The organism is Amycolatopsis vancoresmycina (assembly GCF_000716785.1).
GTDB classification, from domain to species: Bacteria; Actinomycetota; Actinomycetes; order Mycobacteriales; family Pseudonocardiaceae; genus Amycolatopsis; species Amycolatopsis vancoresmycina.
In genome coordinates this window covers 500601-521331 of sequence record NZ_JNYY01000008.1, presented here as the reverse complement: position 1 = coordinate 521331, position 20731 = coordinate 500601, and the positions used below count along the sequence as shown (strand labels likewise).

At 72.9% G+C, this 20731-nt stretch carries 22 protein-coding genes; 19 read left to right on the top strand and 3 right to left on the bottom strand.

Translation table 11 applies throughout. The annotated features are described in order from the left end of the window. Positions 1 to 573: 573 nt before the first annotated feature. The 5 genes from hisF (at position 574) to OO60_RS22135 (ending at position 3595) form a co-directional block, all read left to right on the top strand. Positions 574 to 1347 (top strand): imidazole glycerol phosphate synthase subunit HisF, encoded by a 774-nt coding sequence (gene hisF / locus OO60_RS22155; RefSeq protein ID WP_004561855.1) that lies wholly within the window; start codon positions 574 to 576, stop codon positions 1345 to 1347. Continuing rightward, the gene (locus OO60_RS22150) at positions 1344 to 1721 is read left to right on the top strand and encodes a hypothetical protein (protein WP_004561854.1); all 378 of its coding nucleotides are present in this window, start codon (positions 1344 to 1346) and stop codon (positions 1719 to 1721) included. Before hisF ends, OO60_RS22150 begins: the two co-directional genes overlap by 4 nt. Beyond that, complete coding sequence (hisI, locus tag OO60_RS22145; protein WP_004561853.1) at positions 1718 to 2080, top strand: phosphoribosyl-AMP cyclohydrolase; 363 nt, start codon at positions 1718 to 1720, stop codon at positions 2078 to 2080. The genes OO60_RS22150 and hisI overlap by 4 nt, the downstream gene beginning before the upstream one ends. Then, on the top strand, positions 2077 to 2430 hold the full coding sequence (locus OO60_RS22140; RefSeq protein ID WP_004561852.1) for a DUF1304 domain-containing protein: 354 nt from the start codon (positions 2077 to 2079) through the stop codon (positions 2428 to 2430). The genes hisI and OO60_RS22140 overlap by 4 nt, the downstream gene beginning before the upstream one ends. Positions 2431 to 2563: 133 nt before the next feature. Continuing rightward, on the top strand, positions 2564 to 3595 hold the full coding sequence (locus tag OO60_RS22135) for a DUF3592 domain-containing protein (protein ID WP_004561851.1): 1032 nt from the start codon (positions 2564 to 2566) through the stop codon (positions 3593 to 3595). On the opposite strand, the gene OO60_RS22130 is transcribed toward OO60_RS22135, so the two are convergent. Next, positions 3576 to 4190 carry a TetR/AcrR family transcriptional regulator gene (locus OO60_RS22130; RefSeq protein WP_004561850.1) on the bottom strand — a complete coding sequence of 205 codons (615 nt, stop codon included), beginning with the start codon at positions 4188 to 4190 and terminating at the stop codon, positions 3576 to 3578. The two genes, OO60_RS22135 and OO60_RS22130, sit on opposite strands and share 20 nt — an antisense overlap. A gap of 96 nt (positions 4191 to 4286) precedes the next feature. Here OO60_RS22130 and OO60_RS22125 point away from each other — a divergent pair, with 96 nt between their 5' ends. The 11 genes from OO60_RS22125 (at position 4287) to OO60_RS22075 (ending at position 14180) form a co-directional block, all read left to right on the top strand. Further along, the gene (locus OO60_RS22125) at positions 4287 to 5846 is read left to right on the top strand and encodes an anthranilate synthase component I (RefSeq protein ID WP_004561849.1); all 1560 of its coding nucleotides are present in this window, start codon (positions 4287 to 4289) and stop codon (positions 5844 to 5846) included. A gap of 40 nt (positions 5847 to 5886) precedes the next feature. After that, on the top strand, positions 5887 to 6414 hold the full coding sequence (locus OO60_RS22120) for a Trp biosynthesis-associated membrane protein (RefSeq protein ID WP_033261969.1): 528 nt from the start codon (positions 5887 to 5889) through the stop codon (positions 6412 to 6414). Between the two features lie 124 nt (positions 6415 to 6538). Beyond that, a complete protein-coding gene (gene trpC / locus OO60_RS22115) occupies positions 6539 to 7348 on the top strand; it encodes an indole-3-glycerol phosphate synthase TrpC (protein WP_004561847.1) in 810 nt (269 codons plus the stop codon). Continuing rightward, positions 7345 to 8556 carry a tryptophan synthase subunit beta gene (trpB, locus tag OO60_RS22110; protein ID WP_004561846.1) on the top strand — a complete coding sequence of 404 codons (1212 nt, stop codon included), beginning with the start codon at positions 7345 to 7347 and terminating at the stop codon, positions 8554 to 8556. The genes trpC and trpB overlap by 4 nt, the downstream gene beginning before the upstream one ends. Further along, positions 8553 to 9344 (top strand): tryptophan synthase subunit alpha, encoded by a 792-nt coding sequence (gene trpA, locus OO60_RS22105; RefSeq protein WP_004561845.1) that lies wholly within the window; start codon positions 8553 to 8555, stop codon positions 9342 to 9344. The genes trpB and trpA overlap by 4 nt, the downstream gene beginning before the upstream one ends. A gap of 249 nt (positions 9345 to 9593) precedes the next feature. After that, positions 9594 to 10913, top strand: a complete 1320-nt coding sequence (locus OO60_RS22100) for a sensor histidine kinase (RefSeq protein ID WP_033261967.1) — start codon at positions 9594 to 9596, stop codon at positions 10911 to 10913. Continuing rightward, positions 10910 to 11323 carry a roadblock/LC7 domain-containing protein gene (locus OO60_RS22095; RefSeq protein ID WP_004561843.1) on the top strand — a complete coding sequence of 138 codons (414 nt, stop codon included), beginning with the start codon at positions 10910 to 10912 and terminating at the stop codon, positions 11321 to 11323. Before OO60_RS22100 ends, OO60_RS22095 begins: the two co-directional genes overlap by 4 nt. A gap of 1 nt (position 11324) precedes the next feature. After that, positions 11325 to 11684: a DUF742 domain-containing protein gene (locus OO60_RS22090; RefSeq protein WP_004561842.1), complete on the top strand. Its 360-nt coding sequence runs from the start codon at positions 11325 to 11327 to the stop codon at positions 11682 to 11684. A 52-nt stretch (positions 11685 to 11736) separates the two neighbouring features. Then, entirely contained in the window at positions 11737 to 12270 is a 534-nt protein-coding gene (locus OO60_RS22085) for a GTP-binding protein (protein WP_004561841.1), read from the top strand. Then, a complete protein-coding gene (locus OO60_RS22080; protein ID WP_004561840.1) occupies positions 12267 to 13475 on the top strand; it encodes a cytochrome P450 in 1209 nt (402 codons plus the stop codon). Before OO60_RS22085 ends, OO60_RS22080 begins: the two co-directional genes overlap by 4 nt. A 45-nt stretch (positions 13476 to 13520) precedes the next feature. After that, positions 13521 to 14180 carry a peptidoglycan recognition protein family protein gene (locus tag OO60_RS22075; protein WP_004561839.1) on the top strand — a complete coding sequence of 220 codons (660 nt, stop codon included), beginning with the start codon at positions 13521 to 13523 and terminating at the stop codon, positions 14178 to 14180. Between the two features lie 4 nt (positions 14181 to 14184). Here the strand turns inward: OO60_RS22075 and OO60_RS22070 are convergent, their stop codons facing one another. Continuing rightward, positions 14185 to 15471 (bottom strand): hypothetical protein, encoded by a 1287-nt coding sequence (locus tag OO60_RS22070; RefSeq protein WP_244885556.1) that lies wholly within the window; start codon positions 15469 to 15471, stop codon positions 14185 to 14187. A gap of 128 nt (positions 15472 to 15599) precedes the next feature. Beyond that, entirely contained in the window at positions 15600 to 16958 is a 1359-nt protein-coding gene (locus tag OO60_RS22065) for a type I glutamate--ammonia ligase (protein WP_033262036.1), read from the bottom strand. Positions 16959 to 17015: 57 nt separating this feature from the next. On the opposite strand from OO60_RS22065, the gene OO60_RS22060 reads away from it, so the two are divergent. From OO60_RS22060 to OO60_RS22050, 3 genes are read left to right on the top strand one after another with little or no spacing between them, the layout of a single operon-like run. Beyond that, positions 17016 to 18443, top strand: coding sequence for an APC family permease (locus OO60_RS22060; RefSeq protein ID WP_240490685.1), 1428 nt, complete (start codon positions 17016 to 17018; stop codon positions 18441 to 18443). Next, positions 18440 to 19564: an amidohydrolase family protein gene (locus OO60_RS22055; protein ID WP_003080997.1), complete on the top strand. Its 1125-nt coding sequence runs from the start codon at positions 18440 to 18442 to the stop codon at positions 19562 to 19564. The genes OO60_RS22060 and OO60_RS22055 overlap by 4 nt, the downstream gene beginning before the upstream one ends. Next, positions 19561 to 20730 carry a M20 metallopeptidase family protein gene (locus OO60_RS22050; protein ID WP_003081001.1) on the top strand — a complete coding sequence of 390 codons (1170 nt, stop codon included), beginning with the start codon at positions 19561 to 19563 and terminating at the stop codon, positions 20728 to 20730. Before OO60_RS22055 ends, OO60_RS22050 begins: the two co-directional genes overlap by 4 nt. Position 20731 lies beyond the last annotated feature (1 nt).

Genomic DNA, 20731 nt, shown 5'->3' with positions numbered 1-20731 from the left:
CCTGGGCGGTGTAGGGCACGCGGCCGTTCGCCGGGCTCCTCGCACGGCGACCAGGCCGAGCCGTCCGGCAGGCGGAACCGCGACGGCAGGGCGACGGTGGCGATCGGCGCGGTGCCGACGGTGCCGTCCGGCCGGTCGGCGAGCCGTGGGCGGTCCGCCGCTCGTCCACTTCGGACTCCGACAGGGAGAACACCGGCGCGGCGGCGGGTCGATCCGGTAGACGCGGATCCGGTCCCGCCCCCGGTCGCTGACGACGGCGAGATCGCCGACGACGTCGACGTTGTCGAACCGCCCGCCCGGCCCCACCGGAACCAGCTGCAGGGTCCGCGTGGAGAGGTCGAAGACGGCGAGCCCGCCTTTCTTCAGCGTGCCGATGACGACGCTGCGTCCGGGATCGCGGGGCGCGGCGGACGCGGGGGCGGCGGTGAGGAGCGAGAGGGTGGCGACGGCCACCGGGAGGAGTCTGCGCACGGGCGGAAACCAGCCGAATCGGATGGCCGGGACGTGAACGCGGGATGCCGGATCGAGGCGCCCGGCCGGGCGCCTCCGGCCCCCTTGACTACGCTGGTGGGCATGTCTGTCGCGGTGCGGGTGATCCCCTGTCTCGACGTCGACGCGGGCCGGGTCGTGAAGGGTGTCAACTTCGCCGGTCTCCGCGACGCCGGTGACCCTGTCGAGCTGGCCCGGCGCTACGACGCCGAAGGCGCCGACGAGCTCACCTTCCTCGACGTCACCGCCTCCTCCGGGGATCGCGAGACCACCTACGACGTCGTCCGGCGGACCGCCGAGCAGGTCTTCATCCCGCTCACCGTCGGGGGCGGCGTGCGCAGCAACGACGACGTCAACCGGCTCCTGCGGACCGGGGCCGACAAGGTCAGCATCAACACCGCCGCCATCGCGCGGCCCGAGTTCCTCAGCGAGGCGTCGAGGCGGTTCGGCGCCCAGTGCATCGTGCTGTCCGTCGACGCCCGGCGCGTGCCGGAGGGCGGTGAGCCGACGTCGTCCGGCTTCGAGGTCACCACCCACGGCGGCCGCCGGGGGACCGGCATCGACGCCGTCGAATGGGCCGCCCGCGGCGAGGAACTCGGGGTCGGGGAGATCCTGCTCAACTCGATGGACGCCGACGGCACCAAGAACGGCTTCGACCTCGAACTCATCGAACTGGTCCGCAAGGCCGTGCGCGTCCCGGTGATCGCCAGCGGGGGCGCCGGGGCCGTCGGGCACTTCCTGCCCGCCGTGCGGACCGGCGCCGACGCCGTGCTCGCCGCCAGCGTGTTCCACTTCGGACAGCTGACGATCGGCGACGTCAAGGACGCCCTGCGCGAAGGCGGGGTCGAGGTCCGGTGAAGTCCTGGCACGCACCCGTCGAGGTGAAAGTCGTCGCCGGTCTGCTGGTCGGGCTGCCGGTCGCGTGGGCGCTGCTGGACCTGATCCCGGTGCTGTCCGCCGGAGCCGGGCTGGCGATCTACCGGATGCCCGCGCTGGCGCTGATCCTCGGCGGCGTCGTCACCACCGGGCTCGTCCTGAAGCACGGCAGCGCGCGGATCGGCGGGCTGGTCGTCTCCGTCGTCTTCGCGCTGCTGCACGCGTTCCTGCTGCTCGGCGCCGAGCTGTGGTTCAACAAGCTGTTCTCCGGCCTGTCCTTCGCCGGTTACGGCTACGCGTTCGTCCTGCTGAACTCGATGCCGCTGAAGCGGCACCTCCTGGGAGCCGAAGCATGACCCTGGACGCGGCCGTCTCGGCGCGCCTCAAGCGCAACGCCGACGGCCTGATCGCCGCGGTCGTCGTCGAGCACGCCACTTCGGACGTGCTGATGATGGCCTGGATGAACGACGACGCCCTCGCCGCGACCCTGGCCACCCGCCGCGGGACGTACTGGTCGCGCAGCCGGCGGAAGCTGTGGGTCAAGGGCGAGACGTCCGGGCACTACCAGCACGTCCGCGAGGTGCGGATCGACTGCGACGGCGATACGGTCCTGCTGCGCGTCGACCAGACCGGCCCGGCCTGTCACACCGGCACGCACACCTGTTTCGACACCGAGGAACGCCTCCTCCTGGCGGATGAGAAAGAGCACGCGTGACCATCGTCGCCGACATCCTGGTCGGGCTCGTCGCCCTGATCCACCTCTACATCGTCGTCCTGGAGATGTTCCTCTGGACGACGCCACGGGCCCGGGCCGCGTTCGGCACCACCGAGGAGTTCGCGGAGGCGAGCAAGACCCTCGCCGCGAACCAGGGGCTGTACAACGGTTTCCTGGCCCTCGTGCTGATCTGGGGCTTGCTCGCGGGTGAGTTCCAGCTGCAGCTGTACGGTCTCGTCTGCGTGATCGTCGCGGGTCTCTACGGCGCCGCGACGGCCAGCAGGCGGATCCTCTTCGTCCAGGTGCTTCCTGGCGCGCTGGCGCTCGTCGCGCTGCTGATCGCGCGGTAGGTGCCCCGGTTGCTACCGGAATCGTGAATCGCGCCTGCTGACTTGCACGCCCGGCGACACCGTCCGGTTGCCCCGCCTTCCTGTGCCGTTTCTCGCAGCGTCCTTGCGCCGCAGAGGCTTCTAAGCTCCGTTGATGGATCCCTTCGGCGGTTTCGTGCAGCGGCGGTGGGTGTGGCTGGCCCTCCCGGCGGCCGTCGTGGCCGTCTTCAGCGTTGCCCCCGAGGTCGTGGCGGCTTACGGGATGACTCCCGCCCTCGTCGTCCTGTGCACGGCGCTGGCCGGCGGCGCGGTCCTGGGTGTCCGGCGCCTACGGGTGCTCGCCGGGAACCGAGCGGCCGCGCGCGAGGACGGCTTCGCGAGTTGGCTGCCGCCGTCGACCGACCACGACCACGATCGCCGGATCGACTTCGAGGCCGAAACGCGGCGGCTGCGGCGGGTGGCGCGGCGCGCGGCAGCACTCGTCCTCGTCTGGGTGGCGGTGGCCGGGAGCGGGACCCTGGACCTCGTCCTGCTCGACCGGGCCGCCGACAAGCTCCTCGCGACCGGCGCCCGGACCACCGGCGAGGTGGTTTCGGTGCAGCACTACACGCGCGGCGGCCTGACGTTCCGGGTGCGCTACGGCTCGCGGACCGCGGAGATCGTCCGCGACTCGAAGAACTCCTACGCCGTCGGCGAGCGGGTCATCGTGGTGTTCGACCGCGCCGACCCGGACCGCGTGCGCACCACGGAAGAGGAGAACGAAAATCCGTTCCTCGTCAACCTCGGCTACGTCCTGCTGGTGGCCGGCTCGCTCGGGACGCTGTTCGCCGCCTGGGCCGCGGTGGGCTGGCGGAACCGGGCCCGCGCGGTCGCAGCCACCGGGTGGCGGAACGCGACGGTCGACATCGTGCGTGTCGCCCGCCACGGCCGCTCGGTGCGGCGGCCGCCGCCGGAGCTCCACGTCCGCTACCGCGACGGCACCGGGATCGAACTGCGGGCGGTGTCTTCGACGCACGGGGCGAACGCCCTGGCGATCTTCACCGACCGGCTCGCGTGGGTGGGCGGCTGGGGGCGGCACATGGTCGTCCTGTTCCCGGACGGCCCGAGCCGCCCCGGCCCGTACGCGGTTCCGGCGACCGCCATGACCCGGCGCACCGAAGACGGCGTCAGCCGATCTCGCCGGTGAGGTAGCGCTGCAGGTTCGGCGCGATCGCGCGCACCAGGACCTCGACGTCCTCGGTGGCCAGCGGCTCGAACTTCGCCACGTACCGGACCATGCCCAGGCCCACCATCTGGGTGGCGCAGAGGTTCATCCGCAGCGGGGTGTGGTCCGAGCCGATCGAGGAGATCAGCGCGCTGAAGAACCGCTGGAAGAAGTCGCGCAGCACGTGGCCGGCCTGCTCGTGGCCGGTGATGCTGCGGATGAGCGCCACGAACTGGCCGCCGCCCGCGCTGTCCCAGCGGGTGATGAAGGTGCGGACGATCCGCTCGCCCAGCTCGTCGTCGGGGCCGTGGCGCAGCGCCTGCTGCAGCTCGAGGGGGTCGAACGGCAGCTCGAGGACCGCCTGCGCGAACAGGCCCTCCTTGCTGCCGAACCAGTGGTTGACCATCGCCGCGTCGACGCCGGCGCGGGTGGCGATCGCGCGCACGGTCGCCCCGTCGTAGCCGTTCTCGGCGAACACGGTCCTGGCGGCTTCGACCAGCGCGGTGCGGGTGTCCTGGCCGGCGGGCCGCCGCCCGCGGCGGCGGGCGTTAGGCTCGGCGTTCTCCGTGGTGCTCACGGCTCCATCATGACGCACCGACCCGCGGAATTCAATGAATGTTGAATTCGACACCCGGCATCGCCGGCCGTCACCGGACCCAGCACAATGAGGTCCATGGTCAGCGCATCCGCCGGTTCGGCCGGTCCCGGCACGGTCAGCCCGTCCCGCGAGGACTTCCGCGTCCTCGCCGAGAGCCGCCGCGTGATCCCGGTCGTGCGCCGGGTCCTCGCCGACGGCGAGACGCCGATCGGGGTGTACCGCAAGCTCGCCGCCGACCGGCCCGGCACCTTCCTGTTCGAGTCCGCCGAAAACGGCGCGTCCTGGACCCGCTGGTCGTTCATCGGGGTCCGCAGCCCGGCCGCGCTCACCGTGCGCGACGGCGAAGCGGTCTGGACCGGCACCCCGCCGGTCGGCCTGCCCAGCGAAGGCAACCCGCTGAACGTCCTGCGCGAGACCATCGAGGCCCTGCACACCGAGCCGCTGCCCGGCCTGCCCCCGCTGACCGGCGGCATGGTCGGCTACATCGGCTACGACGCGGTGCGCTGGCTGGAACGGCTGCCGGAGCTGGCCGAGCGCGACCTCGACATCCCCGAGCTGACCATGCTCCTGGCCACCGACCTCGCCGCGTTCGACCACCACGAGGGCACGGTCACGCTCATCGCGAACGCCGTCAACTGGGACGACTCGCCCGAGCGCGTGGACGCGGCCTACGACGACGCCGTCGCCCGGCTGTCCGCGATGACCGAGCAGCTGCAGGTGCCCGCGCCCGCCACCGTCGCCGCGTTCGACCGGCCCGCGCCGGAATTCACCCGGAAGCGGACCAAGGCGGACTTCCACGCGGCCGTCGAGAAGGCCGTCGAGGCGATCAAGGCCGGCGAAGCGTTCCAGATCGTGCCGTCGCAACGCTTCGAGATCCCGACCGCGGCCGACGCGCTCGACATCTACCGCGTGCTCCGGACGTCCAACCCGAGCCCGTACATGTACCTGCTGCGGCTGGAGGGCTTCGACATCGTCGGCTCCAGCCCGGAATCGCTGGTCACCGTGCGGGACGGCCGCGCGACCACGCACCCGATCGCGGGCACGCGCTGGCGCGGCGCCGACCCGGAGGAGGACGCCCAGCTGGCCAAGGACCTGCTGGCCGACGAGAAGGAGCGCGCCGAGCACCTGATGCTCGTCGACCTCGGCCGCAACGACCTCGGCAAGGTCTGCAAGCCCGGCACCGTGCGGGTGGTCGACTTCTTCCAGATCGAGCGCTACAGCCACGTCATGCACATCGTGTCCACCGTCACCGGCGAGCTGGCCGAGGGCAAGACGGCGTTCGACGCGGTCACGGCCTGCTTCCCGGCCGGGACGCTCTCCGGCGCGCCCAAGGTCCGCGCGATGCAGCTGATCGAGGAACTGGAGCCGGTCCGCCGCGCGCTGTACGGCGGGGTCGTCGGCTACCTCGACTTCGCCGGCGACGCCGACACCGCGATCGCCATCCGCACGGCGCTGGTCAAGGACGGCATCGCGCACGTCCAGGCCGGGGGCGGGGTGGTCGCCGACTCGGTGCCGGACTACGAGGACACCGAATCGCTGAACAAGGCCCGGACCGTGCTGTCGGCGGTGGCCGCGGCGCAGACGATGGTGGCGGCGGGCGCGCTCGACCCGGCCGCGGACGCCGCTCATGTCTGACACGCCGGCCGCCCCGCCGGCGTCGAGGCGTCCACTGTGGATGATCGTGGTCGCGCTGCTGCTCGGCGCGGCCGCACTGTGGGGTGCGTCACGGCTGACCTGGTTCGCCGAGTTCCGCGACGGCGGCGTCCGCGGCACGGTCCTGTACCGCGAGTCCGGCGAGCAGCAGGCGACCGCGCTGGTGCCGCTGGCCCTGCTCGCGCTGGCCGGCGTGGCCGGGGTCGTGGCCACCGGCGGCTGGGCCCGGCGCGTGCTCGGCGGCGTCCTGGCGCTGGCCGGGGTGGCCGCGGTCTGGACCGGCGTGGCCGGGGTCCGGTTCGCCGGCTACGCCGACGGGCTGCCGGTGACCCAGATGCTGCTCGGCCGCGGCCTGGCCGTGCTCGGGGGAATTCTCGTCGCCGCCGGCGGGTTGGTCGCCGTCAAGGGCGCCGGCCGGGCCGCGCGCCTCGGCACGAAGTACGCGGCCCCGGCCACCCGGAAGAAGGTGCGTGATCCCGACGCCGAGCTGTGGGAGGCGCTGTCCGAGGGGGAGGACCCGACGGACGCCCGGGGCAGGCATTCGGAGTAACGCGCACACCCGGAACCGGGCGTCTCGGATGCGGGGGTTAGCATCGTTTCGGCGGGAAGGGGAAGGTTTTTGTGAGCGACCTTGCGAGTGAAACCGTGAGCACGCGCCCTGGTGGGGGCGCCCGGTGAGCGTGCTCGAAGACATCGTCGCCGGCGTGCGGGAAGATCTCGCCGTGCGGGAATCCGCGCTGCCGTTCGACGAGCTGAAGATCCGGGCGGCCGCCGCCCCCGGGCCCCGCGACGTGATGTCCGCGCTGCGCGAGTCCGGCATCGGCGTGATCGCCGAAGTCAAGCGGCGCAGCCCCTCGAAGGGCGACCTGGCCGACATCCCCGACCCGGCCGCGCTGGCGCAGGACTATGAAGCCGGCGGCGCGCGCGTGATCAGCGTGCTCACCGAGCAGCGCCGCTTCGGCGGTTCGCTGGCCGACCTGGACGCGGTCCGCGCGGCGGTCGACATCCCGATCCTGCGCAAGGACTTCGTCGTCAGCCCGTACCAGGTGCACGAAGCCCGCCTGCACGGCGCCGACATGGTGCTGCTGATCGTCGCCGCGCTGGAGCAGAACGCGCTCGTCGCGCTGCTCGACCGCGTCGAGTCCCTGGGCATGACCGCGCTGGTGGAGATCCACAACGCCGAGGAGGCCGACCGGGCCCTCGAGGCGGGCGCCAAGGTCATCGGCGTCAACGCGCGCAACCTGCACACCCTCGAGGTGGACCGGGACGTCTTCTCGCGGCTGGCCCCCGGCCTGCCGATGGACGTCTACAAGGTCGCCGAATCCGGTGTCCGCGGCCCGGGCGACCTGATGTCCTACGCCGGTCACGGCGCCGACGCGGTGCTGGTCGGCGAGGGTCTCGTCGCCTCCGGCGATCCGAAGGGTGCCCTGGTCAAGCTGGTCACCGCCGGTTCCCACCCCGCCTGCCCGAGGCCGTCGCGGTGACCGAACAGCACGACAAGCACGACCCGGACGAGCGCGGTTACTACGGCCCGTACGGCGGGCGGTTCATGCCGGAGGCGCTGATCGGCGTCGTCGACGAAGTCGCCACCGAGTACGACAAGGCCCGCCACGACCCGGAGTTCCTGAACGAGTTCAACCGCCTGCTGCGCGAGTACGCGGGCCGTCCGTCGCTGCTCACCGAGGCCAAGCGCTTCGGCGAGCACGCCGGCGGCGCGCGGGTGTTCCTCAAGCGCGAGGACCTCAACCACACCGGGTCCCACAAGATCAACAACGTGCTGGGCCAGGCGCTGCTCACCAAGCGGATGGGCAAGAAGCGGGTGATCGCCGAGACCGGCGCGGGCCAGCACGGCGTCGCGACGGCCACCGCGTGCGCGCTGCTCGACCTCGACTGCGTCGTCTACATGGGCGAGGTCGACACCGAGCGCCAGGCGCTGAACGTGGCCCGGATGCGGCTGCTCGGCGCCGAGGTGATCCCGGTCAAGACCGGGTCGCGGACGCTGAAGGACGCGATCAACGAGGCCCTGCGCGACTGGGTGACCAACGCCGACACCACGCACTACCTGTTCGGCACGGCCGCCGGGCCGGCGCCCTTCCCGACGATGGTGCGCAACTTCCACCACGTCATCGGCACCGAGGCCCGCGAGCAGATCCTCGAGCAGGCCGGCCGCCTGCCCGACGTCGTCGCGGCCTGTGTCGGCGGCGGGTCGAACGCGATCGGCATCTTCTCCGGCTTCTACGACGACCCGTCGGTGCGGCTGGTCGGCCTGGAGCCGGGCGGCGAGGGCATCGAGGGCAACCGCCACGGCGCGACCCTGACCAAGGGCACCCCGGGCAACCTGCACGGCGCGATGACGTACCTGCTGCAGGACGAGGACGGCCAGACGGTCGAGTCGCACTCGATCTCGGCCGGGCTCGACTACCCGGGCGTCGGCCCGGAGCACGCGTGGCTGAAGGACACCGGCCGCGCGGAGTACCGCCCGGTCACCGACGCCGAGGCGATGGACGCGTTCAAGCTGCTGTCGCGCACCGAAGGCATCATCCCGGCGATCGAGTCGGCGCACGCGCTGGCCGGCGCGCTGGTGCTGGGCCGCGAGCTGGGGCCGGACGGGCTGATCGTCGTGAACCTCTCCGGCCGCGGCGACAAGGACATGGACACGGCGGCGAAGTGGTTCGGACTGGTGAACGGATGAGCGGGCTGGACGACCTCTTCGCGACCACGCGCGCGGAGGGCCGCGGCGCGCTGATCGGCTACCTGCCGGCGGGGTTCCCGACGGTCGACGGCTCGAAGGACCTGATCGCGGCCTGCGTCGACGGCGGCGCGGACCTGATCGAGGTCGGCGTCCCGTATTCGGACCCGGTGATGGACGGCCCGACGATCCAGGCGGCGTCGGTGACGGCGCTGGACAACGGCTTCCGCCTCAAGCACCTGTTCGAGGTGGTCGAGTCGGTGGCTTCGCGCGGCGGCCGCGCGGTCGTGATGACGTACTGGAACCCGGTGAACCGCTACGGCGTGGACCGCTTCGCGCGCGACCTCGCGTCGGCGGGCGGGCTCGGCCTGATCACGCCGGACCTGATCCCGGACGAGGCCGGCTCGTGGCTGTCGGCTTCGGAAGAGCACGGCCTGGACCGCACGTTCCTGGTGGCGCCTTCGTCCTCGGAGGAGCGCCTGGCCCGCACGGCGGCGGCGTCTTCCGGCTTCATCTACGCGACCGCGGTGATGGGCGTGACGGGCGCGCGTGACCAGGTCGGCGCGGGCGCCGAGGAGCTGGTGCGGCGTACGCGCGCGCACACGGACCTGCCGATCGGCGTGGGCCTCGGTGTCCGGTCGGGCGACCAGGCGGCCGAGGTGGCGTCGTTCGCGGACGCGGTGATCGTGGGCTCGGCCCTGGTCACGGCGGCGGCGGAGGGCCCCGACGGGGTGCGCAAGCTCTCGGCGGAGCTGGCCGAAGGCGTGCGCCGGGCGGTCGCGACCGCCTGACCGGTTGCTGCACCCGGCTGAACAACCCGGCGTCACGATTACGCCGAATGCCCATTCTTCGCCGGTTTCCCCGGTACGCGGGCCGATTCGTTGGGAATTGACTTCCCGGGAACGTCGTCGACCGGGAAAGAATGTGCCGCCGGAGATTCACTCTTACGGACGGGAAAGATCGGCGCTAAGGTCGTCCTCGCCTTGGCGCCGCTCCCGCTCGCCTTTTCCGTGAATCCCGCAGAAACCCGGTGCAGCCCGATGTCAGTGCCCGTACCCGCTCGCTACGTCCTGCCGGTCGCGATCGTCGTCACCGGCGGGGCTTGGTGGTGGCTGACGGCCGGCGTGCCCGCGGCGGACCGGACGCCGGTGGCCTGGTACGGCGCGGTGGCCGCCGCGGTGGTGTGTGCGGCCGTCACGGCTCTCGCGTACTACGCGCAGACCGCGCGCCGATTCCGTGACCGGATCGCCGTAGTGGACGCGGAAGCCGTGCGGCTCGCCGGCGAAACGCTGCCCGCGGTGGTCCGGCGCGTGCGCGACGGCGCGTCGGCGGAGACCGCGCTCGCCGAGGTGCCGGATTCCGTCGGCGGCGCGCACCGGCGGCTCCTGGAAACGGTCGCGCAGGAAATCGGCCGGAGCGAGCGCATGCGCGCGGCCACGATGGCGGCCTGCGCCAATGCCGCCGGCCGCGTCCAGGCGCTGGCCACCAGCATGCTGGCCGATCTGCGCGAAATGGAAGGCCGGTACGACGAAAACGTCCTCGGCGACCTGCTCGAACTGGACCACAGCACCGCGCAGGCCGGCCGCCTGGCGGACAGCATCGCGGTGCTGACCGGCGCCCGGTCCGGACGGCGCTGGACCAAGCCGATCGTGGTGGAAAGCATTCTGCGCGGGGCGATGGGGCGCATCAGCGCCTACCAGCGGGTGCGGACGCACTCGACCAGCACCGCCGCGGTCGCCGGGTACGCCGCCGAAGGCGTCATGCACGCGCTGGCCGAACTGATGGACAACGCCACCAGCTTCTCCCCGCCGTCGGAAGACGTGCACGTGTACGTGGAGGAGGTGCACGCGGGCGTCGTGGTCACGATCGAGGACAGCGGCCTCGTGATGAGCGCCGCCGCGCTGGAGCGTGCCGTGCGGGCGGTGTCCGCCGAGCCACTGGACCTGACCACGCTGTCCGGCACCCGGCTGGGGCTGGCGGTGGTGGGGTGCCTGGCCCGCAAGCACGGGCTGACCGTGCACTTCCGGCCGTCCGCGCGGGGCGGCACCGGCGTGGTGGTCGTGATCCCGCGGACCCTGATCACCCAGCCCGGACCGGAGGCCGTGCCGGTCGCGCCGAGCCCGGCGGAGGTGCGCACCCCACCCGCCGAGGTGCCCGCCGCGGAGTCCACAGTGGACAGTGAGCTGTCCGGGCTGCCGCAGCGGCGTCGCGGGCAGACGCTGGCGGCCGCGCCCAGGCCCGTGCCGCCGCCCGCCGCGAGTCCCGCACCGGCTCGGGCCGACGCCGGAGCGCGGTTCAGCGCGTTCCACGCGGCCGGCCGGGCCACCCGCCCTTCTGCTGCCCCGGAGGACAGCCGATGAACACCACGGACCACGATCTCGACTGGCTGCTGGAGAACCTGCTGGGCAAGACGCCGGGCACGCGGCACGCCCTGGTGCTGTCCAAGGACGGCCTCAAGCTCTGCCACACCCGCGGGCTCACGATCGACCAGGCCGACCAGCTGGCCGCCATCGCCTCGGGCATCCAGAGCCTGGCGTACGGCACGTCGATCGAATTCGGCGACGGCACCGGCGGCGTGCGCCAGTCGATGACGGAGTTCCACGGCGGGATGCTGTTCATCGTGGAGGCCGGCGCCGGCGCGCACCTCGCCGTGATCGCCGCCGACGACGCGGACGTGGGCCTCGTCGGCCACACCATGAACGAGCTGGTCGAGCAGCTCGGCGAGTACCTGACCGCGCCGCCGCGCCCCCAGCACACCGCGGCCGGGTGAGATGAGCCGGGAAGACCTCCACCGCGAGGACCCGGACCGGTTGTACACGGTCACCGGCGGGCGCAGCCGAGCGAACGAAAGCGCGCTGGACCTGGTGACGCTGATCGTGAGCGAAGGCGATCCGGTCCCGGGCATGCAGTCCGAGCACGTCAGGATCCTGCACCTGTGCCGGCACCCGACGGCGATGGTGGAGGTCGCTTCGGAGCTGGGCCTGCCGGTGAGCGTCGTGAAGATCCTGCTGTGCGACCTGCTCGACACCGGCCGGGTGTCCGCCCGCCACCCGTCTTCGGCCCCCGTCGACACCGATCTGCCCGACCTCGAAACCCTGAAGCAGGTACTCGTTGGACTCAAGAAGCTCTGACCAGGACGTCCGGACTCCGCTGCCGAGCACCGCCCGGGACGGGCTGAAGATCGTGATCGTCGGCGGGTTCGGGGTCGGCAAGACGACCATGGTGCGTTCGGTCAGCGAAATCCGCCCGCTGAGCACGGAGGAAACCATGACGCAGGCGGGCGTCGGGATCGACGAGGGCGCTTCGTCCGGCAAGACCACCACCACGGTCGCGTTCGACTTCGGGCGGATCAGCCTGAACGAGCACATGGTGCTGTACCTGTTCGGCGCCCCGGGCCAGGAGCGGTTCTGGTTCCTCTGGGACCGCCTGTTCGCCGGGACGCTGGGTGCGGTCGTGCTGGTGGACACGAACCGGCTGGCCGATTCCTGGTACTCCATCGACCGCCTCGAACACCACGGGACGCCGTTCATCGTCGCGCGCAACAACTTCGGCACGCCGAAGCACTCCCTCGACCAGGTGCGCCGGGCGCTCGACCTGGCCGCCGACGTGCCGCTGATCGACTGCGACGCCCGCCGCCGCGACTCGAGCAAGACCGTCCTGCTCACCCTCGTCGACCACCTCTTCGCCCTGTCCTCCGCCCGGGAGACCGCGTCATGACCACTCCTCAGCCCGTCGTCGCCACGCGCTTGTCCGGGCCGCAGTTCCAGCAGAAGTCCGCGGACCTCTACGCGGAGATGCGGCGCGCGCACGGGCCGGTGGCCCCGGTCCTGCTCGACGGGGACGTGCCGGCGTGGCTGGTGCTGGGCTACCGCGAGGTGCAGCACGTCGTGACCAACCCGGAGGCGTTCGGGCGCGACTCGCGGCGCTGGAACGCCTGGGACCGCGTCCCGCCCGACTGGCCGCTGCTCCCGCTGCTCGGCTACCAGCCCACGATGATGTTCGCCGAGGGCGCCGAGCACCGGCGGCGGGCCGAGGCGCTCGACGAAGCACTCGGCGCCGTCGACCAGTTCGACCTGGGCGCGCGGGCCCAGCAGGTGGCCGACGAGCTCATCGACGCCTTCGCCGGGAGCGGCGAGGCCGACCTGATCACCCAGTACGCCGACGGGGTACCGCTGCCCGTCGTCGCCCGGATGATCGGCGTGCCGGAGGCGGAGACGGCCGAACTGGTCAACGACGTCTACCGGACGCACGCCGCCGGCGAGGGCGCGAACGAGGCTTACGCGCGCGTCCGGGAGCGGGTGCGGCTGCTGGTCGAGACCAGACGCCGCGACCCCGGGCCCGACGTCACCTCGCGGCTGCTGGCCCACCCGGCCGCGCTCGCCGACGAGGAGATCACCGAAGACCTGCTGCACCTGATGAACGCCGGCCAGCTGCCGACCGCGTACTGGATCGGCAACACCCTGCGGCTGATGCTCACCGACGACCGCTTCGCGATGACGCTGTCCGGCGGGCGGCGGAGCGTCGGCCAGGCGCTGAACGAGGTGCTCTGGGAGGACACGCCCACCCAGAACTTCCCGGGCCGGTTCGCCGCCCACGACCTCCGGCTGGGCGGCAGGCAGATCCGCCAGGGCGACCTGCTCATCCTCGGGCTCGCCGCGGCCAACCGGGACCCGCTCGTCCGGCCGGTCCCGCAGGCCTCGACCGGCAACCAGGCGTACCTGTCGTTCAGCCACGGCGACCACCGGTGCCCGTACGCGGCCCAGGAGATCGCCAAGGTGATCGCCGAGGCCGCGATCGAAGTGCTGCTCGACCGGCTCCCGGACGTCGTGCTGGCGGTGCCGGCCGAGGAGCTCGAGTGGCGGCCGTCGCCGCTGTTCCGCGGCCTGGCGGCGCTGCCGGTGCGGTTTTCCCTGGCCTGGTGACACTTTTGTACGAAAGCTGTACGCGGCCGCGGGAGAGTCCGCGCCATGGACATCGCACACCTCCCGCGGCGCAGCTTCCTGCGCGGTGCCGCCGGCCTCGCCGTCGCCGGGGCCGCCGGCCTGGTCCTCCCCGGAGCCGCTCGAGCCGCGGGGACCGAGCCGCGGATCTACAGCTGCGCCGAGTGGGGTGCCCGGCCGCCCGCCGACGCGCTCACCACGCTCGACCACCCCGCCGACCGGATCCTGATCCACCACATCGCCAGCGCCAACAGCACCGACTACTCGCTCGCCCACGCCTTCCAGGTCGCGCGCGACGACCAGCACGACCACATCGACAACAACGGCTGGTCCGACACCGGCCAGCACTTCACCGTCAGCCGCGGCGGGTACCGGCTGGAAGGGCGGCACGGCAGCCTCGACGCGCTGCGCGGCCGGACCACGATGATCCAGGGCGCGCACTGCCCCGGCCAGAACACCAACGCCATCGGCATCGAAAACGAAGGCACCTACACGAGCGTGGAGCCGCCGCAGGCGCAGTGGGCGTCGCTCGTCGTGTTCTGCGCCCACATCTGCCGCCAGTACGGCATCCCGGTCGAGGAGATCAAGGGCCACCGGGACTTCTACAACACCGAGTGCCCCGGCGACCGCCTGTACGCCAAGCTGCCGCAGCTGCGCACGGAGGTCGCCAGGGCACTGGCGGCGTAGTCGCTCAGCCCAGCGTCTCCAGCGTCCGGACGGTGTCCGAAGCCGCGGCCTGGTCGGCCGGGTCCGGCTCGGCCGCCGCGGCCGGGTGCCGCGAAGCCGCCGGGTGCGTGCAGCCCAGCTGCTGCAGGGAGCCCCGCAGCCGATCCGTCAGGAACTTCAGCAGGGCGACGCCGTCGTCGGGGGACGGCGCCGCCCGCAGCAGCCGACGATCGGTCGTGAGGCGGTCGAGCCCGGCCGTCCGCAACGAGCGGCAGTAGGCCCGGGTGCTCGCCGTCCGGCGGTCGAGCGGGGGCTGGTCGACGCCCGCCCGGTACAGGTTCGTCTTGGCCGGGCTGGGTTTCCCGTCGACCAGCGTCATCGGGTCGCCCGGCGGCACCAGCGCCACCGGGGCCCGCTGGCCGGCCGCCGCCTGCAGTTCGTTGAGGGCGAGCGACGTCGTGGGCCGGCCGCCGTCCGTCGCGTCCGGGGCGGTGAACGGGGTGCAGCCGAGCGCCGGGTCCACGAACGCGTCGAGCAGGCGGTTGTCGCTGCCGTTCGCGAGCGTGGCCGGTTTCCGGAGCGTGCGCGCGTTCGCCGCCGTGGCCTGGGCCGTCCGGCCGTCGCGCGTGGCCAGGTACGTCGTCGTCACGTTGTCGCTCTGGTCCTGGTCGACCAGCGAGAAGTCGCGTACTGACGGGCACGGCCTGCCGTCCTTCGCCCGGCCCAGCGGCGGGATGCGCAGCTTCCCGGCCTGAACGGCCTTGTTGGCCGCGTCGAAGAACGTCTGGGCGCCGCAGAAGGCGACCTGGCCGAACGGCGAACCGCCGAGGCCGTTGACGCAGCGGCCCGCCTTCAGCGCGGCCGGGCTGCCGCCGAGGGTCAGCGTGTCGCCGTTGAACCCGAACCACAGGCCGACGACCGCGCCCCGCGGCAGCGCCGGGACGACCGGCGGGACGGCGGGCGCGGCGCCCGCGTCGACGACGAGCGGGTGGTACACCGACAGCTTGCCGGTCGCGGGGTCGAGGATCGTCGCTTCGGCGAACGCGCCCTGCGCGTCCACCGATTCGTGGCACGGGCCTTGCCGCGGATCGGTGGCGGACAGCTGGTACGGCGTGGCGAGACCGCGTGCCGACAACGGATCTTCGGGCACCTTCAGTGTGCAGGCGGAATCGGGGGTCGCGGGCGGCGGTGGCGGGGTGGTGCGCGGTGCGGCCACCGCGATCCCGACCGCGCCGAGCGACGCCGCGGCCACCGCGACGGTCACCTTGAGCTTCCAGGGCCGTTGCCGGTGGCGGGGACGAGCTGCTGGCATGGACTGTGCCTTCTTTCGGCCTCCTCACCTCACCCGGCGCAGGACGCTAGCACAGATAACGGCCCGATCACAGAACGATTTCCGGGCACAATTCCGGCATTCACGGCGAACGGTGCCGGACGGAAAGATCAATGGAGGTAGCGCATCACGGCGCACAGCTCCTCCGGCGGCAGCGCGCCGAGCCGGTCGATTTCCCCGCGGCGGACGTCCATCAGCGTCGTCGCCAGTTCCGGCCCGAACGCCGTGGTCAGCGCGGAGTCCGCTTCGAACGCCGCCACCGCTTCGGCCAGCGACGCCGGCAGCCGCTCGGCCGAGGGGAGTGTGCCCGGGTCGACGTCGACCGGCTCCGGCAGGCGCGCCTCCTCGGCCACCCCGGCCAGGCCGGCGAAGATCAGCGCGGCCACCACCAGGTACGGGTTCGCCGTCAGGTCGAAGCACTTGACCTCGAAGTTCGCCGCCCGGTCGCGCTGCCCGGCCGGGCCCTGGACCAGCCGCAGCGGTGCCTCGCGGTTTTCCAGGCCCCACGCGCGGAACACCCCGGCCCAGTGGTGCGGCTCGAGCCGCAGGTAGCTGACCACCGAAGGCGCGCCGATCGCCAGCAGGGCCGGCAGCCGCGAGAGGATGCCGGCGCCGAACGCCTCCGCGGTGTCCGTGAGCCCGAACCGCCGGTCGCCGCCGGCGCACAGGTTGCGGTCGCCGTCCCACAGGCTCAGGTGGACGTGGCCGCCGTTGCCGACGCCGCCGGGCGCGAACTTCGGCGTGAACGACGCCCGCAGCCCGTGCTGCTCGCTGACCGTCCGGATGGTCTCGCGCGTCAGCACCGCGATGTCGGCCGCGCGCACCGGGTCGCCGGCCGCCACCGACACCTCGAACTGGCCGGCCGCGTACTCGGGGTGGACCTGTTCCACCGCGACCCCCTGCGCGGTCAAGGTGGACACCAGCGTGCGCAGGTAGGCCGCCTGCGAGGAAAGCCGCGCGTAACCGTAAGCCGGGCCCGCGGTGGCCGAGCGCGGGTCGTCCGGGGCGTCCGCGGCCGTGATCACCCATTCGAGTTCGACCGCCGTCCGCGCGCGGTAGCCCAGTTCCGCGAGCCGGGCCGTCGCGGCCGCGGCGAGCGCCCGCGCGTCCTGCGGGTGCGGCGCACCGTCCTGGTCGTACTTCCACACCGGCGCCCACGCCCAGCCCGGCTGCGCGGCCAGCGGCACGAGCGCGTCGAGGTCCGGGTGCAGCCGCAGGTCGCCGACCGGGCCGCGCGAATGCGTCCCGCCCACGATGTCGTCGGTGGCCAGGAAGAAGTCGAACGAGTTCGACGCGCCGACACCCCACGCCGCCGCCGACCACAGCCGGTCCACCGGGACGGCCTTCACCCGCGCGATGCCGCTGTTGTCCACGAAGGTCAGCGCGACGAGCTCCACGCCGGCGGCGCGCAGGCCGTCGGCCCGGATGGCGCCCTGCTGCGCGAGTTCTGCCCGATCGAGCTGGCTCATCCTGCCCCCGTCGATGTTCACTTGAGTGCTTCTCGCTCTGAGAAAGAGGTGAAGATCGTGTCAGACACCGTCGAAACCCGTCCAGGTCTGCGCCGTTCCCTCTCCGTCTGGCAGGCCGTCGGCCTGTCCGTGGCGCTGATGGCCCCGAGCATGGCCGCCAACATCAACCCCCAGCAGACCGCGGCCGCCGCCGGCCGTGCCGTCCCGCTCGCCTTCCTGCTCTCGGCGGTCGGCGTCCTGCTGGTCGCCTACGGTTTCGTGAAGCTCTGCCAGCACTACCAGCACGCCGGATCGGTGTACGCCTTCGTCGGCGCGACGCTCGGCCCGCGCGCGGGTGTCGTCTCCGGCATCGGTCTCCTCGGGACGTACACGTTCTACGCCGTCGTCACGAGCTCGGCCGCGGGCACGCTGGGCACCGCGTTCCTGACCCAGGCGGGGATCTGGCCGGACCCGCCGTCCTGGGGCCCGTTCGTGCTGACGGCCGTCGCGCTGGCCGGGGCGTGGCTGCTGTCCGTGGCACCCGCGCGCCGCGGGACGAGCACCCTGCTCGCCGTCGAGGGCGCGACGATCGCGGTGATCCTGCTGGTCACGGTGGTGATCCTGGTCCGCCTGCTCGCCGGAAGCGCCCCCGGCGGCGCCCGGTTCTCGATGGCCGTGTTCGTCCCGGAGACCGGCCTGTCCGGGGTGTTCCTCGGCGCGGTGTTCGGCTTCCTGTCCTTCGCCGGGTTCGAAGCCGCCGCGACGCTCGGCGAGGAGACCCACGACCCGAAGCGGAACATCCCGCGCGCGATCCTCGGCACGGCGATCTTCGGCGGCCTCTACTTCGTGGTGGTGACGGCGGTCGAGATGATGGCGTTCGGCGGCGACGCGGGCGCGTTCCACGACTCGCCGTCCCTGCTGGGCGACCTCGGCAGCCGGTACGCGGGCGCCTGGGTCGGCGACGTGATCAGCGTCGGCGCGGCGATCAGCGCGTTCGGCTGCTGCCTGGCCTGCGTGGTCGGCGGCTCGCGGCTGCTCTACGCACTGGGCCGCGACGCGGGCGGCAGCCTCGGCCGGACGTCCTCGCGCGGCACCCCGGTGGCGGCGGTCAGCGCGGTGACGGTGGCCGCCGCGCTGATCATCCTGGTGTGCGCGGTCTTCTTCGGCGCGACGGCGTCGGACACGTTCGCCTGGTCCGGTTCGATCGGGACGCTCATCCTGCTGGTCATCTACCTGCTCACGACGATCGGCGCGATCCTGCTGCTGTTCGTGAAGCGCCGGATGCGCGTGCCGGGGTGGCACCTCGTCTTCCCGATCGGTGCGCTGGCCGTGCTCGGGTACACGGTGTACGTCAACGTGGTGCCGTACCCCACCGAAGGCCCGGCGCGGTGGTTCCCGGTGGTGGCCGCGGCGGTGCTGGTGCTCGCGGTGATCTTCGTGCTGTCCGCACCCGCCTACGCTCGTAGGGTGGGGGAGAGGCTGACGAGCGTGGACGGAGGCGCATGACCGGACTGCTCCCGTTCGTCGCGGACCTGCCGCTGGTGGACCACCACTGCCACGGCGTCGTCACCCGGGACGTCTCCCGTGCGGGCTTCGAGGCGATGCTGACCGAAGCGGACACGGCGTCACCGCTCGGCACGACCCTGTTCGACTCGCTGATCGGGCTGGCCGTGCGCGAGCGCTGCGCGCCCGTGCTCGGCCTGCCGAAGCACGTCCCGGCCGAGGCGTACCTCGAGCGCCGCGCCGAGCTGGGCGCGGCCGAGGTGGCCCGGCGGTTCCTGCGGGCCACCGGCACCACCGATTTCCTGCTGGACGGCGGGTTCCTCCCGGACACGCTGACCACGACCCCGGAGTTCGCCGCGCTCGCGGGCACCCGCGCGCACGACGTCGTCCGGCTGGAGCAGGTCGCCGAGGCGGTGCTCCCGGGGACGACGGCGGCCGGGTTCGCCGCCGCCTTCGCCGACGAGCTGGGGAAACGCGCCTCGACGGCCGTCGGGCTCAAGTCGATCGCGGCCTACCGGGTCGGGCTCGGCCTGGCGGGTTCGCCGCCGTCGGCGTCGGAGGTCGAAGCCGCGGCGGGCCGGTGGCTGCGCTCCGGGACCGCCCGGCTCGCCGACGAGGTGCTGCACCGCCACCTCGTCTTCACCGGCCTCGACCTGGGCCTGCCGGTGCAGTTCCACGTCGGCTACGGCGACTCCGACGTCGACCTGCACCGGTGCGACCCGCTGCTGCTCACCGGGCTGCTGCGGGCGACCCGCGGCGGTGGGGTGCCGATCCTGCTGCTGCACAACTACCCGTACCACCGGCAGGCCGCGTATCTGGCGCAGGTCTTCGAGCACGTGTTCGTCGATGCCGGGCTCATCACGCACAACGCGGGCTTCCGGGCGCCGGCCGTGCTGGCCGAGCTCCTGGAGCTCGCGCCGTTCGGGAAGGTGCTCTTCTCCACCGACGCCTTCGGCCTGGCCGAGCTGTACCACCTGGGCACGGCCCTGTTCCGGCAGGGCCTGTCGGACTTCGTGCGCGCCGCGCTCGACGCCGACGCGATGTCCGAAAAGGACGCCGTCCGGCTGTGTGCTTTGGTGGGACACGAGAACGCGAAGAGGATCTACCGCTTGGAGCCCGTGTGAGTGATCTGTGGACCCGGTGGACGCAGGCGATCGCCGAGGAACTGCCCGCCGCCGTCGAGCTCCGGCACGCCGTGCACGCCGACCCCCGCGGATCCGGCGACGAGGAGGACACCGCGCGGCTGGTGAGCGACGCGCTCGGCGCGGGCGACGGCACCCGCGTCGCCAAGACGGGCCGGGCCGTCCTGCTGCCCGGGGGCGCGGGCCCGGCCGTGGCGCTGCGGGCCGAACTCGACGCCCTGCCGGTGCTGGAGGGCACCGGCGTGCCGTGGGCGTCCGGGAACGACCTGATGCACGCGTGCGGCCACGACGTCCACCTCGCCGCGCTGGTCGCGGTCGGCCGCGCGGCGGTCCGGGTGGGCGTGCCCCGGCCGATCCTGGCGCTGCTGCAGCCGCGGGAGGAGACGTCCCCGCCCGGCGCGCTCGACGTCGTCGAGTCCGGGGTGCTGGCCGCGCACGGGGTGGACACGGTGATCGGCGCGCACGTCCAGCCGCGGATCGCGCACGGCGTCGTCTCGTCGGTGCCGGGCCCGGTGAACGCCTCCACCGACGAGTTCGAGGTCACCATGCACGGCCAGGGCGGCCACGCCGGCTACCCGCACCTGCTGCGCGACCCGATCCTGGCGCTGTCGCAGCTGGTGGTGAGCCTGCAGCAGCTCGCGTCCCGCCGGATCGACCCGGTGTTCGGCGCGGTCTGCTCGATCGGCCGGATCCAGGGCGGCGCCGCGGCCAACGTCGTTCCGAACAGCGCGAGCGCGTTCGGCTCGCTGCGCCTGATGCGCGCGAAGGACCGCGAGCGCGCCCTGGAGACGCTCGCCGACATCGTGCACGGCACCGCGCGGGCCCACGGCTGCACCGCGGAGCTGGAGATCAGCCCGTGCGAGCCGGTCCTGGACAACGACCCGGCGCTGGCTGCGGGCGCGCAGCGGTGGCTGCGGCACGCGGGCTTCACCGTCGACGACCAGTTCCGGTCCTTCGGGGCCGACGACTTCGCCCACTACTGCGGCGGCGGCACCCGCGGGCTGATGATGTTCGTCGGCCTCGGCGACACGGCGGGCGTGCCGAGCCTGCACGACGAGCGGTTCCTGCCGCGCGACCAAGCTGTCACCCAGGTCGCGCACGCGCTGGTGGCGGGGTACCTGGCCGCCTTGGATGCTCCCGTGCCTTAGC

Coding starts and splice junctions, on each gene's coding strand:
- hisF (WP_004561855.1), top strand. CDS start 574: ATGTCTGTCGCGGTGCGGGTGATCCCCTGTCTCGACGTCGACGCGGGC.
- hisI (WP_004561853.1), top strand. CDS start 1,718: ATGACCCTGGACGCGGCCGTCTCGGCGCGCCTCAAGCGCAACGCCGAC.
- OO60_RS22135 (WP_004561851.1), top strand. CDS start 2,564: ATGGATCCCTTCGGCGGTTTCGTGCAGCGGCGGTGGGTGTGGCTGGCC.
- OO60_RS22125 (WP_004561849.1), top strand. CDS start 4,287: ATGGTCAGCGCATCCGCCGGTTCGGCCGGTCCCGGCACGGTCAGCCCG.
- OO60_RS22120 (WP_033261969.1), top strand. CDS start 5,887: ATGATCGTGGTCGCGCTGCTGCTCGGCGCGGCCGCACTGTGGGGTGCG.
- trpA (WP_004561845.1), top strand. CDS start 8,553: ATGAGCGGGCTGGACGACCTCTTCGCGACCACGCGCGCGGAGGGCCGC.
- OO60_RS22100 (WP_033261967.1), top strand. CDS start 9,594: ATGTCAGTGCCCGTACCCGCTCGCTACGTCCTGCCGGTCGCGATCGTC.
- OO60_RS22095 (WP_004561843.1), top strand. CDS start 10,910: ATGAACACCACGGACCACGATCTCGACTGGCTGCTGGAGAACCTGCTG.
- OO60_RS22090 (WP_004561842.1), top strand. CDS start 11,325: ATGAGCCGGGAAGACCTCCACCGCGAGGACCCGGACCGGTTGTACACG.
- OO60_RS22080 (WP_004561840.1), top strand. CDS start 12,267: ATGACCACTCCTCAGCCCGTCGTCGCCACGCGCTTGTCCGGGCCGCAG.
- OO60_RS22075 (WP_004561839.1), top strand. CDS start 13,521: ATGGACATCGCACACCTCCCGCGGCGCAGCTTCCTGCGCGGTGCCGCC.
- OO60_RS22070 (WP_244885556.1), bottom strand. CDS start 15,471: ATGCCAGCAGCTCGTCCCCGCCACCGGCAACGGCCCTGGAAGCTCAAG.
- OO60_RS22065 (WP_033262036.1), bottom strand. CDS start 16,958: ATGAGCCAGCTCGATCGGGCAGAACTCGCGCAGCAGGGCGCCATCCGG.
- OO60_RS22055 (WP_003080997.1), top strand. CDS start 18,440: ATGACCGGACTGCTCCCGTTCGTCGCGGACCTGCCGCTGGTGGACCAC.